The sequence below is a fragment of the Microbispora sp. GKU 823 genome (assembly GCF_002027145.1).
Taxonomy (GTDB): Bacteria; Actinomycetota; Actinomycetes; order Streptosporangiales; family Streptosporangiaceae; genus Microbispora; species Microbispora siamensis.
The window spans coordinates 109691-126709 of sequence record NZ_MWJN01000003.1; the positions used below are offsets into that span (position 1 = coordinate 109691).

A 17019-nucleotide genomic window follows, 5' to 3' on the forward strand; every position below is an offset into this window, starting at 1 on the left:
CGCCCGCGCCGTGCTCGACGTGGTCGACCGCGAGGGGCCGCTGGGCCGGCCGGAGATCACCAGGGCCACCGGCCTGTCCAAGACCACCGTCGCCCAGACGCTGCGCGAGCTCGTCGCACGCGGGGTCGTCGAGGAGGCGGGCGCCGACACCACCCGTCGCGGGCCCGCCGCGACCCTCTACCGGGTCGCTCCCCGCTGCGCGCTCGCGCTCGGCGTCGACATCGGTCACCTGCGCGTCCGCGCCGTCCTCGTCGACGCGGTGGGGGAGACGCTCGCCCAGGCGGAGGCCGAAGCGCCGCGCCGCAGGGTGGCCGACACGGCCGCGGCGGTGACCGCGCTCGCCGCCGAGTGCGCCGGACGCGCCGGGACCGGGCCTGGCGCCATCGGCCAGGCCGTCGTCGGAGTCCCCGCGGTCGTGGCACGCGACGGCCGCACCGTCAGGCGGGCCTACGGGCTGCCGCAGGGCGGCCGCGGCCTGGCCGAGGCGATCGAGCGCGACCTGCCGGTGCCCCTGCTGCTGGAGAACGACGTCAACCTCGCCGCCGTCGCCGAGCAGCGGTTCGGCGCGTGCGCCGACGTCGCCGACTTCGTCCTGCTCGGCGTCGGGGTCGGCCTCGGCGCCGGGATCGTGCTCGGCGGCCGTCTGCATCGGGGCTTCGCCGGGGGAGCGGGCGAGGTCGGATTCCTGCCCCATCCCGCGACCGAGCTCGGCACGGAGGTGCTCGGCGCCCGCCGCATCGCCGAACAGGCCAGGCAGGCCGGCATCGAGGGCAGGCCGTCCCCGCGCGAGATCTTCGAAAGCGCCAGGGGCGGCGACGAGAGGGCGCTCGCCGTCGTCGACGCGACCGCCCGCAGGATCGCCCACGTCGCGGCCTCCATCGCCCTCGTGATCGAGCCGGAGCTGTTCGTGCTCGGCGGCGCGTTCGGCGCCAGCGCCGACCTGCTGCTCGGCCGCATCCGCCGCCACCTGGCCAGGGACGCCGCGCCGCTCCCGATCAGGATCATCGCGAGCGGCGTTCCCGGGGACGCGGTGCTGCGCGGTGCGGCCTGGCTCGCCCGCCATCGGGCGCGCGAACGCGCCTTCGCCGCCGTCGTGGGCGGGCGGCCGTACGACACGGACCCGGCAGGGTCGAGGAAGGGGACATCGCGTGAACCTCGCGCAACGGCTCGGCGCCGGGCCGGACGACCGGCTGCTGATCGTGAACGCCGACGACTACGGCATGTGCCGGGCGGCCAACACCGGCATCACCGCACTGCTGGCCGCCCGCGCCATCAGCTCGGCGACCGTCATGACGCCGTGCCCGTGGGCTCCCGATGCGGTCCGTACGGCTGTCGCGGGCGGCTACGACGTGGGCGTCCACCTGACGTTCACCAGCGAGTGGGAGGGATACCGGTGGGGACCGGTGACCCGCGACCGCGCGGTGTCCTCGCTCGTGGACGACGCCGGCTACTTCCCGGCCGACTGCCGCACCGTGGAGGAGCGGGCCGACCCCGAGGAGGTCCGCGCGGAGATCGACGCGCAGATCCGCAGGGCCGTCGCCCTCGGCCTCGACCCGTCGCACGCCGACAACCACATGGGCAGCCTGTACGGCCTGGTCACCGGCAGGGACTTCCTCGACGTGGTCTTCAAGGCGTGCGCGGAGCACGGCCTGCCGTTCCGCCTGCCCCGGACCCTCGACGGCATGGGCCTGCCGGAGGAACTGGAGCCGTTCGCGCGGGCCAGGGCCGAGGCCGCGGACGCGGCGGGCGTGGTGATCCTCGACCGGCTGTGGACGCTGCCCTTCGAACTGGCCGAGGGGGAGACGTACGAGAGCGTCAGAAGCGACATGATCGGGCTGATCCGGGCGCTGCGCCCCGGCGTCACCGAGATCTACATCCACCCGTTCGAGGACACCGGCGAGCTCCGGCAGATCATGCCGCATCACGCCAAACGCGGCATGGAACTGCGGCTGTTCACCGATCCGGAGGTCCGCCGCGCCATCGCGGAGGAGGGCGTCCGCCTCATCGGCTGGTCGGACCTGCGCACGGCCCAGAGGGCCCGGTGAAGCGCGGCCCAGAGGGCCCGGTGACGGGCCCGGCTGCGGGCTCGGTGAAGCGCGGCCAGGTGCTGGCCTACGGGTCGGGCAACCTGTCGGTCAACCTGCTCAGCCAGGCGTTCGCGACGTTCGCCACCTTCTACTACGTCGACCACCTGGGCGTCGACCCGTCGCTCATCGGCGTCGCCATGGTGATCCACGGCATCGTCAACGCGGTGCTCAACCCGTTCGTGGGGCACGTGTCCGACCGGACGCGCACGCGCTGGGGCAGGCGGGTGCCGTACATCGCGATCGGCATGGCGCCGCTGGCCGCCGCGTTCACCATGATCTGGATCCCGCTCGTGGACGGCGCGACGGCGAGGTTCTGGTACTTCCTGGTCGTGGTCCTCGTCTACGACGTGCTTTTCGTCGTCGTGGTGCTGAACTACGTGGCGCTGTTCCCCGAGATGTTCACCACCATCGCCGAGCGGGCCGCCGCCGCGTCGTGGCGGCAGATGTTCGCCATCGTCGGCATGATCGTCGGCGTCGCCGCGGCGCCCCTGCTGTACGGCGCCATCGGATGGGCCGCCATGGGCGTGTCCTTCGGCGTCGTGGCGCTGGCCTTCTTCGCGCTGTCGCTGCGCGGTTCGGCCGAACGGGCCCACGCGGAGCGCGAGAGCTTCGGGTTCCTCGCCGCGCTCCGTTACACGCTCGCCAACCGCGCCTTCGTCACGTACGTCACGGGCAGCTTCCTGCTGCAGCTGACCTTCGCCCTGCTGCAGGCGGGATCCCGTTCTTCACCAAGTACGCCCTGGGCGAGGCCGACTCCGCCAACACCGTCATCCTGGGCGCGGTGTTCGTCACCGCGATCCCGATGGTCTACGTGTGGAGCCGGGTCACCATCCGGATCGGGCCGCGCCGCGCCGTCCTCGCCGCGATCGTCGTGTACGGCGCGGCGCTCGTGCCGTTCCTGTTCGTCGGGAACCTCGCCCTCGCGGCGGTCACCGGGGCGGCGGTCGGCGTCGGCATCGCGGGCATGCTCGTGCTCCTGGAGATCCTGCTCGCCGAGGTCATCGACGACGACGAGCACAGGACGGGCACCCGCCGCGAGGGGATGTACTTCGGGATGAACGGGTTCATCGTCCGCTGGGCGGTGTCCCTGCAGGCCGTGGTCATCACCGTCGTGCTGTCCCGATCGGGCTATCACAGCGGGGCCGCGGTCCAGCCGGAGTCCGTCGTGACGGGCGTCCGGCTGACGATGGGCGTGGTGCCCCTGGCCGCGCTGGCGCTGGCCTTCGGCTGCTACCTCCTCTACCCGCTGCGCGACGGCGGGTCGCGCCGTTCTCCGGTCGCGGCTCGGAATTCCGCCGTGGGCCGCCCGTCGGCGTGAGCAGGCCGGTGACCGTGAACGTCGAGCTGACCGGCGTCGAGAACGATCCTGGGAACCGTTGTACACGGTCGTGTCGCCTCACCACGGTCCGGCAGCTGACCCATCCGCCTCCAGCCCGAACCGCGCCAGGTTTGCCCACCGGCCCCCCTTCCCCTCCTGCACTCGCCGCTTGGCCAGGTCGTCCAGCGCGGTGGCGTCGCCGGCGTCGGCGGCGGCGCGGGCGAGGCGTTCCGCGCCTTCGTGGTCGCCGGCCTCCTCCCGCTTCCGCGCCAGGTCCCGCAGCGCGGAGGTGTTGCCGGTGTCGGCGGCGGCGCGGGCGAGGCGTTCTGCGCCTTCGTGGTCGCCGGCCTGCTCCCGGATCCGCGCCATCTCCCGCAGCACGCTGGTGTCGCCGGCGTCGGCGACTGCTTGGTACAGCGCGGAGGCGTGCCGATAGCGCCCGCGGTCGCGGGCGGCCTGAGCGAAAGCGCGGTGGTCGCTCACCGAGGCGGCGTGCCGGGTGGCGGCGTTCCAGAAGGTGGCGGGGGGACAGAGGAAGCGGCGGGTGCGGGCGCCGTGTTGTTCGAGGTAGTCGGCGAGGCGATAGGCCGGCTCGCCTTCACCGTGTGCGGCGGGGACGTGACCGGTGTCGGGACGGGGTTTGATCCGGGTCAGCGGCGGGCGGGCTCCCCTGCAGGGGCGGTGGTCGGTGAGGTAGGCGAAGGCGCTTTCGACCCAGTCGTCGTCGAGCAGGTTCCATTGCTCGTCGCTGAGATAGCCGGGGGCGGCTTCTGCGAGCAGGCGGCGGGGCAGGGCTGGGCCGTGACCGAGCCGGCGGGCGTCGATCGCGGCGTCCAGGATGGCGCGGGCGCCGGGTTCGGCGTTGTCGTAGAGCTCCAGCAGAGCCGGACCACCGGCCAGGTACTGGGTCAACCGCCCCTCCGGGGCCCGGCGCAGGGCCTCGGCCAGACGGGGATCGCCGGTGTTCGCCGCCTGCCGACCCGCGGTGTCGAGGTCGGTGCCGGCGAAGGACTCGGGAAGGCGGATGCTGGCGCTTTTGATCAGCTCGCGGGCCTGGGCGTACGGATCGGGCCGACCGGCGTGCGGGACCGCGGTGAGAGTCTTCCAGTAGGCGGGCCACAGGGTGCCCAGCACCAGCACCGGCCCTCGCTCCTGAGCACGCAGCAACTCCCGTAGCCCGCCGGCGATCCGCTCCCCGACGGCTGGATCGGCGGTGAGCAGATAGTGCTGGGTCTCGTTCAGCCACACCACGGTGTGCGGGCCGATCGACCTCAGCTCGGTCAGGACCGCCGCCGGACGGCTCGGCTCGATCGGGTGCCATAGCCGCCACGGCTCGGGCAGGGTCCGAACCGCTTCCCACAGGGCGCGGGTCTTGCCCGTCGCCGAGTCGCCGACCAGCACGACCAGCCGGGACGCCCCTTCCTGCACCTCGCGGACCACCTGGGCGAGGGTTTCGTCATGCGATCGAGGGATGTAGGCGGGTAACTCCTCCAACTCCCGACGGGCGGTGTCGACGCGAATCGCCGGATGGACTTCCAGGTCCAGCGGCCGGAACTGTCCGATCGGCCGCCCCGGTTCCGCTGCGGCCGGGGGCGGGGCGGGGGAGGCGGCCATCGGGAGAGGGCAGGTCGGCGGCCGGCCGTTCTGCGCGTCGTCATAGGCCTGCTTCCACGCCGTCATGGCCCCCAGCACCGCGTCGGGATCCCCGCGCTTGTCCTCTGCCACCTTCTTTCGGTAGGCCTCCAGCAGGCGCTCGACCTGGTCGCTCCAGTTCGGGAGCCGCTTACGCGTGCCGTGGATGAGCGACTCGACCGTGGTCTTCGGGATGCCGGAGTGGCGGGACAGCCACTGCGCCGAGGGGTTCCAGGCCGCCGACCGCGCCCGCGCCAGGTAGTCGAGGAAGAGTCGCACGCCGTCGCCGTCGCCGTCGCCGTGGTCGTTGGGCGGTTTCGCCATGTCGTGGCTCCTTCGCTGTCCTCCCCCGACAGATCCCCGGTGCCGCCGGCTACGGCGGCGATTTCAGGCTAAAACCGGATCAGCAGCCCTGCACGTCCGCCGCGGCCACGGAATGACCCCGGATAATCCGGGGTCGCCCGGCATCCGGACGTGGCAGGCCGTCGGCGGGTGCTCGTGCGCCGGTTGCCGGTTGACTCACCCCTGTACGTCCGGTTAGCTCTACTGGCAGCTCGCGACGACCTCTCCGCCGGGGAGTGACGGATGACAGACGCTCGCATGCGCGTACTCATGGACCGTCTCGGCGGGCTGGCGTACGGCGGGGACTACAACCCCGAGCAGTGGGACCGGGCCGTGTGGCGGGAGGACGTCCGGCTCATGCGCGAGGCGGGGGTGAACCTCGTGTCGCTCGGCGTCTTCGCGTGGGCCTCGCTGGAACCGGAGCCCGGCACGTACGAGTTCGGCTGGCTCGACGAGGTCATGGACCTGCTCCACGAGAACGGCATCGCGGTCAACCTGGCCACTCCCACGGCCGCGCCGCCCGCCTGGCTGACCCACCGGCACCCCGAAGTCCTCCCGGTCATGGCCGACGGCGAGCGGTTCGGCTTCGGCAACCGCCTGCACTACGACCCCTCGTCCCCGATCTACCGCGAGCACGCGGCGAACATCACCAGGCGGCTCGCCGAGCGCTACTCCTTCCATCCCGCCCTGGCCATGTGGCACATCAGCAACGAGTACGGCCCTACCGCGTACAACGAGGCCGCCTCGGACGGCTTCCGGCGCTGGCTGCAGCGCAGGTACGGCGACCTGGAGACCCTCAACGAGGCGTGGACCACCCGCTTCTGGGGGCAGGTCTACACCGGCTGGGACCAGGTCGAGGTGCCGAGCGTCCCCCGCACGTGGATGAATCCCAGCCGCATCCTGGACTTCAAGCGCTTCACCTCCGACGCCCTGCTGGAGTGCTTCGTCGCCGAGCGCGACATCGTCCGCTCCTTTCGCGACGACATTCCGATCGTCACCAACTTCATGCGCTTCTACCGGAACGCCGACTACTGGCGGTGGGCGCCGGAGGAGGACGCGGCGGCCCTGGACATCTACCCCGACCCCGCCGAGCCGGACTCGCACGTGTCGTCGGCCTTCCAGTTCGACCTGTTCCGGTCGCTCAAGGGCGGGCGGCCGTGGCTGCTCATGGAGCAGGCCACGAGCGCGGTCAGCCAGTGGAGGCTCAACGTGGTCAAGGAGCCAGGCCGGATGCGGCTCGGCTCGCTCCAGGCGGTCTCGCGCGGAGCCGACTCCGTGATGTTCTTCCAGTGGCGGGCCGGTCGCGGCGGGCACGAACGCTTCCACTCCGCGATGCTGCCGCACTCCGGTCCGGAGTCGCGCACCTTCCGGGAGGTCGCGGACCTCGGCCGCGAGGTCGGGCTGCTCGCACCCGTGGCGGGCACGACCACGCGGGCCGAGGTCGCCGTCCTGTTCGACTGGAACGGCTGGTGGGGGCTGGAGGAGCTGTGGGGCCTGCCCCGCAACGACTTCAGCTACGTGGAGACCGTCATGCGGCACTACCGGCCGCTGTGGGAGCACCACTACGCGGTCGACGTCGTGTCCACCCGGAGCGACCTGTCGCCGTACAAGGTGCTGGTCGTGCCCAACGCGTACCTTGTCGACGACGAGGGCGTCGCCGCCGTCGCCGAGTTCGCCCGCAGCGGCGGGACGGTCGTCGTGTCCTTCTTCTCGGGCGTGGTGGACGAATGTAACCGCGTCCGGCCGGACGGCTACCCGGGCGCCTTCCGCCGCCTCATCGGCGCGAAGATCGACGAATACTGGCCGGCGCGTCCCGGCGAGCGGTTCACCGTCGACTTCGCCGACGGACGTACGGCGACGGCGGACTGGTGGCGCGAGGACATCCACCTCGAAACCGGGACGGCACTGGCGACCTACGCGGACGGACTGCTCAAGGGGCGCGCCGCGGTCGTCGCCAACCGCTTCGGGACCGGCCGGGTCGTCTACTTCGCCACCCTTCTCGAACAGGACGCCTTCGACCGGGTGCTGATCGGCGAGCTGAGAGCGGCGGGCGTGGGGAACCGCTACGACGGCCTCCCCGCCCACCTGGAGTGCACGGTCCGCGAGGACGAAGGGCACGAATACCTCTTCCTCCTCAACCACGACGCGGAGGCGGCCGTCGCCGTTCCTCTCGAAAACCCCGGTACGGACCTCCTCACCGGCCTGCCGGCGTCAGGGGAGGTCACCGTGCCTCCTCTCGGAGCGGCGGTCGTCCGCCGGGCGCGGCAGGCGTGACCGTGGCCCGGCCGCCCGGCGGCTTCCGTGGAGGCGCGGTGCTCTCGCGGACCACGAGTTCGTTCGCGAGGTCGATGCGGTTCACGGCGACGTCCAGGCCGCGGGCGAGGTCGAGCAGCGTCTGGGTCGCGACGGCCGCCATGTCGGACAACGGCTGATGCACCGTGGTGAGGGCGGGGTCGATCCAGGCGGCGGCCGGCACGTTGTCGTATCCGACGACCGACAGGTCCCCCGGGATGTCGAGGCCGAGCCGCCTGGCCGCCCGGATGACGCCGAGTGCCTGCAGGTCGGAACCGGCGAAGATCGCCGTCGGCCGGTCCGTACGCGTCAGGAGATCCATGCCGTGCTCGTAGCCGGCGTTCACGTAGAAGGTGCCGTAGCGGACCAGGTCGGGATCGACGGGGAGCCCCGCCTCGTCATGGGCGACCCGGAAACCGGCGACGCGTGCCCTGCTGCACAGCACGTCGCGGGGGCCGGAGACGACCGCGATGCGGCGATGGCCCAGCTCCAGAAGGTGACGCGTGGCGAGCAGGCCGCCGTCCCAGTTGTTCGAGCCGACCACGGGCACGGACGCCGAGGTCTCGCCGTCGGTGTCGACGACGACGAACGGAATCCGCTGCCGCCGCAGCCTCTGCTGCTGGGCCTGCGACAGGCCGCACAGGACGAACAGCACGCCGAGAGGCCGGCGGTCGAGCACGCCGTCCAGCCATTCGTCGGAGGGCCGGTGCGCCCCGCCCAACTGCGAGAGGACGACCTCGATCCGCGCGGCGGACGCGACGGAGTCGACGCCGCGGATGATCTCCATGGACCACACGGAGTTCAGCTGGTGGAAGACGAGGTCGATCTGCCCCTTGAGCGCGCGCCGCTTCGGGCGGCGGCGGTACTGGTGCCGCGCGAGGCCGGCCTCGACGCGTTCGCGGGTGTCGGGCGCCACGTCGGGCCGGCCGTTGAGGACCTTGGAGACCGTGGTCACCGAGACACCGAGCTCTTCGGCGATGGACGCGATCGTGGCGGGGCGTGGATCGCGGGCGGGGAGGGCTGGTCATCTGTCCGCTCGTCGGTTTTTCCGAAAGTTTCGCGAAACTCTACCATCGAAAGGCCCTGAGATATGCCGAGATCCAGGGTGTATTCGGCTCGGCTAGGGCGGAGTCTCGGCAATTGACTGCCCTCTTGACGCACCCATGTCCGGGTCCTATATTTCCGCAATATTACTGAGAACTTTCGAAACTTTCGGTTCGCGCTGTCGTGCCGTTTCCCGGTGCGGGGTGCGCGAAGCCGCCCCCTTCGGCGGCCGCACGCGCCGCCGTGGATCCGTTCGGATGGCACCGGAGGCACGGGATGAGCACCACCAGGACGATCGACGCGTCGCCGGACACCGGGGATCCCCGGCGGGCGCGGCCCGATCCCGCGCGTAAGCAGCGCCCGCCGCGCCGCACGTGGCGACAGGCGCTGCGCCGTGACTGGCAGCTCTACTCGCTGGCGATCCTCCCGCTGCTGTTCTTCGTGGTCTTCCGGTATCTGCCGATGATCGGGAACGTCATCGCCTTCCGGAAGTTCGAGCCAGGCGGCAGCGTGCTGGGCGAGGAATGGGTCGGCCTGCGCTACGTGAAGATGTTCCTGAACGACCCGTCGTTCTGGCAGGTGTTCACCAACACCGTGGTCATCGGCGCGCTGACCCTGCTGTTCTGCTTCCCGACGCCGATCGTGCTCGCGCTGCTGATCAACGAGTTGCGCGGCCGCAGGATCAAGCGGTTCGTCCAGTCGGTGTCCTACCTGCCGCACTTCCTGTCGATGGTGGTCGTGGCCGGGCTGGTCATGGAGATGCTGTCGGTGGACGGGCCGGTCAACCAGCTCCTGCGCGCGGCGGGCAACGAGCCCATCGCGTTCCTGCAGGAGGCCGGCTGGTTCCGGACGATCTACGTCTCCTCCGAGATGTGGCAGACGGTGGGCTGGGGGACGATCATCTACCTCGCCGCGCTCACGACCATCGACGAGCAGCTGTACGAGGCGGCCAGGATCGACGGCGCGAGCCGGTGGCGGCAGGTCTGGCACGTGACCCTCCCCGGCATCCGGCCGACCGCGGTCACCCTGCTGATCCTCAACATCGGCACGTTCATGGCGGTCGGCTTCGAGAAGATCCTGCTGCTCTACAACCCGCTCACGTATCCCACCGCCGACGTGATCTCCACGTACCTCTACCGGATGGGCATCGTCTCCAACAGCTTCAGCTACGCCGCGGCGATCGGCCTGTTCGAGGCCGTGATCGGGCTGGCCCTGGTCATGTCGGCGAACCTGATCTCCCGGCGCACGGTGGGGACGAGCCTGTGGTGACCGTCGACAGGACGCGGGGCTACCGGGTGTTCCGGGTGGTCAACGCGATCATTCTGACCGGCGTCGTGGTCGTGACCGTGTACCCCTTCGTCAACATCGTCGCCCGGTCGCTCAGCGACGAGTTCGCCATCCGCGCCGGCAAGGTCAACCTCGTCCCCGTCGGGTTCACCTTCCGTACGTACGAGTTCGTGGCCTCCGACCCGACGTTCTGGATCAACTACCGCAACACGGTGATCTACACGGTCGTCGCCACGGCCATCGCGATGGTCATGACCACGTGCTACGCGTACGTCCTGTCGAAGAAGCACCTGAAGGGCCGCACGTTCCTGATCGGGATAGCGGTCTTCACGATGTTCTTCTCCGGCGGGCTCATCCCCAACTACATCCTCATCTCCAGCCTCGGGCTGAAGGACAGCATCTGGGCCATCGTGCTGCCGAACGCGGTAAGCGTCTTCAACCTCCTGGTGATGAAGGCGTTCTTCGAGGGCCTGCCGGCCGAACTTGAGGAGGCCGCCGCGATCGACGGCATGAGCACCTACGGCATCCTGCTCCGGATCGTGCTGCCGCTGTCGAAGGCGGTCCTCGCGACGATGGTGCTGTTCTACGCCGTGTCGTTCTGGAACTCGTGGTTCGCGGCCTTCCTCTACATGAGTCAGAACGACCTGTTCCCGGTGACCGTCTACCTGCGCAACCTCATCGCCGGCGCCACCACGGGCACGTCCGTCGGCGCCGACGCCACCGACATGACGGTGGCCACCAACATCAAGTCCGTGACGATGGTGCTCACCGTCATCCCGATCCTGGTGGTCTACCCCTTCGTCCAGCGGTACTTCGTCAAGGGCGTCATGCTCGGCGCGGTGAAGGGATAACACGCCGGACCTCTCATTCCGCTTCCACCCAGCCCGTTTCCCCAGCTCGTCTCCCCAGGGAAAGGACCCCCCTTTCATGTATGAGATCAACCGGCGTCAGGCGATGGTCGCCGTGGGAGCCTTCCTCGCGCTCGCCGCCTGCAGCAGCGACGGCGGTTCCGGCGGCAAGAAGAACGGCGACGACTTCGCGGTGAACCGCGACGGCGCGATGGCCGACTACGGCGTCGGCACGCAGTTCAAGGCCACTGCTCCCGTGTCGTTCAGCATCCTGTACAACAACCACCCGTTCTATCCGATCAAGGACGACTGGTTGTTCTGGTCCGAGCTGAAGAAGCGGACCAACGTGACGCTCCAGCCGAACGTCGTGCCGCTGAGCGACTACGAGAACAAGCGCAGCCTGCTGATCGGGGCCGGCGACGCGCCGATGATCATCCCGAAGACCTACCCCGGCCAGGAGACCCCCTTCGTCGCCTCCGGCGCCGTCCTGCCGGTCAGCGACTACCTCGACCTGATGCCGAACTTCAAGGAGAAGGTCGCCAAGTGGAACCTGCAGCCCGACCTTGACACGCTCCGGCAGGCCGACGGCCGCTTCTACGTGCTCCCCGGCCTCCACGAGGACTACTGGGTGGACTACACCATGGCGGTCCGCGCCGACGTACTCGACAAGCTCGGCCTGGAGATTCCGCAGACCTGGGACGACGTGCACACCGTGCTGAAGGCGATCAAGGAGGAGCACCCGGACTCCTACCCCTTCTCCGATCGGTGGGGGACCGTCTCCACGCCGGGCGGCGCCCTGATGAACTACCTCGGCACGGGCTACGGCGCCCCCTGGGGGTGGGGCTACACGAACGGTGTGATGTGGGACCCCACCGCGCAGAAGTTCGCCTACGTGGGCGCCATGGACCAGTTCAAGCAGGCGCTGCAGTTCCTCAACACGCTGGTGAAGGAGAAGCTGCTCGACCCGGAGAGCTTCACGCAGCAGGACGACCAGGCGATCCAGAAGCTGGTGTCCGGCAAGTCCTTCGTGATCAGCACGAACGCGCAGACGCTGGTCAACGAGTACCGTCCGCCGTTGAAGAAGGCGGACCCGAAAGCCAGGCTGATCAAGATCCCGGTGCCCATCGGGCCGCTCGGCCCGATCAAGGCGGGGTCCAACACCACCCGCCTGGAGAACGGCGTCATGATCTCCAAGAAGGCCCGGGACAGCAAGAACTTCGTCGCGATGATGCAGTTCATCGACTGGCTCTGGTACTCCGACGAGGGCCAGGTGTTCGCCAAGTGGGGTGTCGAGGGGACGACGTACACCAAGGACGCCTCCGGCAAGTTCCAGTTGGCGAAGGACGTCGACTTCGTCGGGCTCAACCCCGGCGCGCCCAAGCACCTGCAGAAGGACTTCGGCTTCTCCAACGGCGTGTTCGCCTACGGCGGCAGCACCGAACTGCTCCAGTCGACCTTCTCCGACGAGGAGATCGAGTTCCAGAAGACGATGAACGCCAGGAAGGCGTTGCCGGTGGCGCCTCCCCATCCGCTCACCGACGAGGAGCGCGAGCAGGCCTCGCTGTATGAGACGCCGCTCAAGGACCACGTCAGCCAGAACATGCTCAACTTCATCCTCGGCAAGCGGAGCTTCGACGAGTGGGACGCGTACGTCAAGGAGCTCGAGGCGAAGAACGTGTCGTCCTACATGAACCTCGTGAACGGCGCGTACGAGCGCTACAAGAAGGAGCACGGCTGAGCGGCCCGGGCCGGCCGTGCCTGTCCCACGGCCGGCGCGCGCTGTCGGCAACGGTGAGTGAAGGATGACGATGCGCGATCCTGTCCCCGATGTTCCGGACGAGACCCCCAACCGGCTCACGGACGCCTGGCGGTTCTGCGTGGGCACCGGCCGCTTCGACCTGGCCCTGCGGCGCGACTACCAGGAGTCGCTGGCGCTGGTGCAGCGGGAAATCGGCTTCCGGCACATCCGGGGGCACGGGCTGCTGAGCGACGGGGTGGGCGTCCACCGGCCGTACGAGTACCGGGGGACCCGGCACGTGCGGCACGTGTTCACCTACGTGGACCAGGTGATCGACGCCTACCTCGACCTCGGGATCAAGCCGTTCGTCGAGCTGGGTTTCATGCCGTCCGGGCTCGCGTCCGGCGACCAGACCGTGTTCTGGTGGCGCGGCAACATCACCCCGCCCCGCGACTGGCAGGAGTGGGCCGCGCTGGTGCGGGCCACGGTGACGCACCTGGTCGACCGGTACGGCCTCGAGCAGGTGCGCACCTGGCCGATCGAGGTGTGGAACGAGCCCAACCTCAAGGAGTTCTGGCTCGACGCGGACCGGGACGCCTACCACCGCCTGTACGAGGTGACCGCGAACACCGTCAAGGACGTGGACGCCTCGCTCCAGGTGGGCGGGCCTGCCATCTCTCCCGGCTCCGACGACTGGCTGGTGCGCTTCGCCGACTTCGTCGTCGAGCGGTCCCTGCCGATCGACTTCGTCAGCCGGCACGCCTACACCTCCGGCCCGGCCCAGCACGTGCCGTTCGGCGTGCACCAGACGCTGGCCCCGCCGTCGCGGCTGCTGGAGCAGTTCGCCACACCCCGGCGGCAGCTCCGGGGCGTCCGATGGCGGACCTACCCGTGCACATCACCGAGTTCAACTCCTCCTACCGGCCCGACAACCCGATCCACGACACGGCCTTCCACGCCGCGTACCTCGCGCCGGTGCTGGCCGCCGGGGGAGACCTGGCCGACTCCTTCTCCTACTGGACGTTCTGCGACGTGTTCGAGGAGGCAGGGGTGCCGACGTCGCTGTTCCACGGCGGCTTCGGGCTGCTGACCCACCGCCAGATCAAGAAGCCGACCTACCACCTGTACGCCTTCATGGCCCGGATGGGCGAGGAGATCCTGGCGCGCGGACCGGACCACCTGGTCACGCGGGACGACTCCGGCCGGGTCACCGCGCTGGCATGGGCGCCGGTGGACGTCACCGGCGGTCCGCCCGTCGACGGGCACACCGTGCGGCTGTCGATCCCGGTCGGCTCCCCGTCCGGCCGCGCCTTCCTGCTGCGCTCGTCGGTGAGCGAGGAGAAGGGCAACGCCTGGAGGGCGTGGTGCGAGATGGGCCGCCCCGCGTCCCCCCGGCCCCGGCAGCTCGACGCGCTGCGGGAGGCGGCCGAGCCGGTCCGCAGCCATCGCTGCCTGCCGGTCGAAGGCGGGCGCGTCGGCCTGGACATCACCCTCGACCGCCACGAGGTCACCCTGCTGGAGATCACGCCCGTGGTGGACGAGACCCCGCCCTGGGGGGACGGATGGGACGACGGCCGCCTGCTCGGCCTGAACGCGCTCGCTTCGGATGGGGAAGCCGCGCCATGACCGAGACGACGATGCGGCGGTTCGGCCAGGGACCGCTCTCACGCGCCTCCGCGCTTGTCTACACGCTGCTCGTGGTCGAGCTCCTGGTCCTGGTCACCACCGCGCCCGGCCTGGCCGGGCTCGTCCTGCTCGGCCACGACGCGGCCAACGTCTCGCTGGCCGCGGCCTGCGCGCTCCCGGCCGGCCCGGCGCTGTCCGCCGCGCTGTACGCGGTGCACCACCGCCGGCTCGACCTGACGGACCTCCATCCGGCGACGGCGTTCTGGCGCGGCTACCGGATGAACGTCTGCGGGGTGATGAAGCTCTGGATCCCGTGGCTGGCGTGGCTGACCGTCGTCGGATCGACGCTCGCGAACTTCGGCGCCGCTGGGGTCCCGGGGTGGTGGGCGATCCTGCTGGTCCTCATCGCGCTGGCGGCGGCCCTCTGGGGCGCGAACGCACTCGTGATCACATCGCTGTTCGCCTTCCGGGCGAGGGACGTCGCCCGCCTGGCCGCCTACTTCCTCTTCTCCTCGCCCCGGGTCGCGCTGGCCAACGCCTGCCTGCTGGTCGTCGCGACCGGCGTCACGCTGGTCGCCACCGAGGCCGCGCTGGCGCTGCTGGCCTCGGTGTTCGCGTCGGCGCTGCTGCTGAACAGCCGCCCGATGATCACCGAGGTCACCGAGCGGTTCACCGTCGAGGGGGCCTCGTGACGATCCCTGATCCCGTCCACCCGGCGTGGCTGCCGCCGGAGGCGTTCCGGGCGATCGGCTCGCGCCGCACGGCCGTGCTCGGCGACGGGCTCCTCGTCGAGACCGTGCACGACGAGGTGGCGCGGGCCTGCGTGCAGTACGGCGGGCGCGTGCGCGCGGCGCCGACGGCGGGGCAGTATGATTTCGTGCTCGCGCTCACGACGGCGGAGCCTCGGGCGGCGATCGGGGTCCGGCGCGATTCCGCGACCGGCGCCGAGGGATACCTGCTCGCGCGGCACGACGGCGTCACGGTGGTGCTCGCCGACGATCCCGCCGGGCTGCTCTATGGCCTGTTCCACGTCGTACGGCTCGGCGAGTCGGCGTTCACGGGCGAGCGGCAGGCCGAGCAGCACCGGCCCGCGACGCGGCGGCGCATGCTCGACCACTGGGACAACGTCGACGTGCACCCGGTGATGGGCCAGGTCGAGCGCGGCTACGCGGGCGGGTCGATCTTCTGGCACGACGGCGGGCCGCGCGGCGACCTGGCCCGGGTGCGCGCCTACGGGCGGCTGCTGGCCGCCTGCGGGATCAACGCGGTCGCCGTGAACAACGTCAACGTGCACGCCACCGAGGCCCGCCTGCTGACCGACCGGCTCGGCGACGTCGCCGCGATCGCGGACGTGCTGCGGCCGTATGGGATCCGGGTCCACCTGTCGGTGAGCTTCGCCTCGCCCGTCGTCCTCGGGGGGCTGCCGAGCGCCGACCCCCTCGACGAGGACGTACGCAAGTGGTGGACGGACGTCACCGATCGGGTCCACGACGCGATCCCCGACTTCGGCGGCTACGTGGTGAAGGCCGACTCGGAGGGTCAGCCGGGCCCGTTCGCGTACGGGCGCGACCACGCCGACGGCGCGAACGTGCTCGCCGAGGCGCTGGCGCCGTACGACGGGGTCGTGCACTGGCGCGCCTTCGTCTACAACCACCGGCAGGACTGGCGCGACCGGACGACCGACCGGGCCCGCGCCGCGTACGACCACTTCGCCCCGCTCGACGGGCGGTTCCGCGACAACGTGATCCTGCAGGTGAAGCACGGCCCGATCGACTTCCAGGTGCGCGAGCCGGTGTCGCCGGTGATCGCGGCCATGCCCGCCACCCGCCTGGCCGTCGAACTCCAGGTGACGCAGGAGTACACCGGCCAGCAGCGGCACGTCTGCTACCTCGCCCCGATGTGGCGCGAGGTGCTCGGCTTCCGCCCCTGGGGACCGGACGGAACCGCCGTGGCCGACGTCGCCGGGGGACCTGACGGAGACGGCGGCGGGCTCGTCGGGGTCTCCAACGTGGGCGACGACCCCTACTGGACCGGTCATCCGCTCGCCCAGGCCAACCTGTACGCCTTCGGCAGGCTCGCCTGGGACCCGTGGTCGGACCCGGCGGCGATCCTCGACGAGTGGATCGACCTCACCTTCGTGCCCGTGAGCGAGTCCGGGACGAGCGCAGACGTCGAGCGGTTGCGCCGCACCCTACATTCGATCATGGACGACTCCTGGCGCACTTATGAGCGGTACACCGCGCCGCTGGGCGTCGGGTTCATGGTCCGTCCCGGCCACCACTACGGGCCCGACGTGGACGGATACGAGTACACGCCGTGGGGCACCTATCACTTCGCCGACCGGGACGGCGTCGGCGTGGACCGCACCCGCGCCACCGGGACCGGCTTCACCGGCCAGTACCCGCCGCCGTGGTCGGAGGTGTACGAGTCGCTCGACCGGTGCCCCGACGAACTGCTGCTGTTCTTCCATCACGTCCCGTACGGACACGTGCTGCACAGCGGATCGACCGTCATCCAGCACATCTACGACACCCACTTCGCCGGGGCCGAGCAGGTAAAACAGGCCCGGCGACGATGGGAGGAGGCCGCCGGACTGTTCGACCCGTCCCTGCACGCCCGGGTCAAAGAGCTTCTCGACGAGCAGGTCCGCTGCGCGGAGGAGTGGCGGGACCAGATCAACGCCTACTTCTTCCGCAAGTCGGGCATACCCGACGTTCGCGGTCGCCACATCCCATGACGGAACCACGACGCGACGGCGTCTACAGGGCGGAAGGACACAGGGCAGAGGAACACAGGGCAGAAGGA

The 17019-nt window shown here is 70.5% G+C and carries 10 protein-coding genes and 3 pseudogenes; 11 read left to right on the forward strand and 2 right to left on the reverse strand.

From position 1 onward, the window contains the following. Positions 1 to 19 precede the first annotated feature (19 nt). The 3 genes and pseudogenes from B1L11_RS54485 to B1L11_RS03335 all read left to right on the forward strand — a co-directional run. Positions 20 to 1003: pseudogene (locus B1L11_RS54485) on the forward strand (ROK family protein); the annotation flags it as partial. Positions 1004 to 1148: 145 nt separating this feature from the next. After that, positions 1149 to 2045, forward strand: coding sequence for a polysaccharide deacetylase family protein (locus B1L11_RS03330; protein ID WP_079313134.1), 897 nt, complete (start codon positions 1149 to 1151; stop codon positions 2043 to 2045). A 113-nt stretch (positions 2046 to 2158) separates the two neighbouring features. Further along, positions 2159 to 3405 (forward strand): annotated as a pseudogene (locus B1L11_RS03335) (MFS transporter); the annotation flags it as partial. 78 nt (positions 3406 to 3483) lie between these two features. Here the strand turns inward: B1L11_RS03335 and B1L11_RS03340 are convergent. Next, positions 3484 to 5361 (reverse strand): ATP-binding protein, encoded by a 1878-nt coding sequence (locus B1L11_RS03340; RefSeq protein ID WP_079313060.1) that lies wholly within the window; start codon positions 5359 to 5361, stop codon positions 3484 to 3486. 261 nt (positions 5362 to 5622) lie between these two features. Between B1L11_RS03340 and B1L11_RS03345 the strand changes: the two genes are divergently transcribed. Next, the gene (locus B1L11_RS03345; protein WP_143736866.1) at positions 5623 to 7653 is read left to right on the forward strand and encodes a beta-galactosidase; all 2031 of its coding nucleotides are present in this window, start codon (positions 5623 to 5625) and stop codon (positions 7651 to 7653) included. On the opposite strand, the gene B1L11_RS03350 is transcribed toward B1L11_RS03345, so the two are convergent. Next, positions 7601 to 8659 carry a LacI family DNA-binding transcriptional regulator gene (locus B1L11_RS03350; protein WP_079313064.1) on the reverse strand — a complete coding sequence of 353 codons (1059 nt, stop codon included), beginning with the start codon at positions 8657 to 8659 and terminating at the stop codon, positions 7601 to 7603. The genes B1L11_RS03345 and B1L11_RS03350 overlap by 53 nt on opposite strands. A gap of 332 nt (positions 8660 to 8991) precedes the next feature. Here B1L11_RS03350 and B1L11_RS03355 point away from each other — a divergent pair, with 332 nt between their 5' ends. The 7 genes and pseudogenes from B1L11_RS03355 (at position 8992) to B1L11_RS03375 (ending at position 16951) form a co-directional block, all read left to right on the forward strand. Next, the gene (locus B1L11_RS03355) at positions 8992 to 9984 is read left to right on the forward strand and encodes a sugar ABC transporter permease (protein ID WP_079313066.1); all 993 of its coding nucleotides are present in this window, start codon (positions 8992 to 8994) and stop codon (positions 9982 to 9984) included. Beyond that, positions 9981 to 10853, forward strand: coding sequence for a carbohydrate ABC transporter permease (locus B1L11_RS03360; protein ID WP_218670871.1), 873 nt, complete (start codon positions 9981 to 9983; stop codon positions 10851 to 10853). The genes B1L11_RS03355 and B1L11_RS03360 overlap by 4 nt, the downstream gene beginning before the upstream one ends. A 76-nt stretch (positions 10854 to 10929) precedes the next feature. Continuing rightward, positions 10930 to 12588, forward strand: a complete 1659-nt coding sequence (locus tag B1L11_RS03365; protein WP_079313070.1) for an extracellular solute-binding protein — start codon at positions 10930 to 10932, stop codon at positions 12586 to 12588. Positions 12589 to 12658: 70 nt separating this feature from the next. Beyond that, positions 12659 to 13393 (forward strand): annotated as a pseudogene (locus tag B1L11_RS03370) (hypothetical protein); the annotation flags it as partial. A 71-nt stretch (positions 13394 to 13464) separates the two neighbouring features. Continuing rightward, a complete protein-coding gene (locus B1L11_RS47890) occupies positions 13465 to 14214 on the forward strand; it encodes a hypothetical protein (protein WP_256862184.1) in 750 nt (249 codons plus the stop codon). Then, positions 14211 to 14906, forward strand: coding sequence for a hypothetical protein (locus B1L11_RS44760; protein WP_143736868.1), 696 nt, complete (start codon positions 14211 to 14213; stop codon positions 14904 to 14906). The genes B1L11_RS47890 and B1L11_RS44760 overlap by 4 nt, the downstream gene beginning before the upstream one ends. After that, positions 14903 to 16951: an alpha-glucuronidase gene (locus B1L11_RS03375; RefSeq protein WP_179154953.1), complete on the forward strand. Its 2049-nt coding sequence runs from the start codon at positions 14903 to 14905 to the stop codon at positions 16949 to 16951. The genes B1L11_RS44760 and B1L11_RS03375 overlap by 4 nt, the downstream gene beginning before the upstream one ends. Positions 16952 to 17019 lie beyond the last annotated feature (68 nt).

Coding starts and splice junctions, on each gene's coding strand:
- B1L11_RS03345 (WP_143736866.1), top strand. CDS start 5,623: ATGACAGACGCTCGCATGCGCGTACTCATGGACCGTCTCGGCGGGCTG.
- B1L11_RS03355 (WP_079313066.1), top strand. CDS start 8,992: ATGAGCACCACCAGGACGATCGACGCGTCGCCGGACACCGGGGATCCC.
- B1L11_RS03340 (WP_079313060.1), bottom strand. CDS start 5,361: ATGGCGAAACCGCCCAACGACCACGGCGACGGCGACGGCGACGGCGTG.
- B1L11_RS47890 (WP_256862184.1), top strand. CDS start 13,465: ATGGCGGACCTACCCGTGCACATCACCGAGTTCAACTCCTCCTACCGG.
- B1L11_RS03365 (WP_079313070.1), top strand. CDS start 10,930: ATGTATGAGATCAACCGGCGTCAGGCGATGGTCGCCGTGGGAGCCTTC.
- B1L11_RS44760 (WP_143736868.1), top strand. CDS start 14,211: ATGACCGAGACGACGATGCGGCGGTTCGGCCAGGGACCGCTCTCACGC.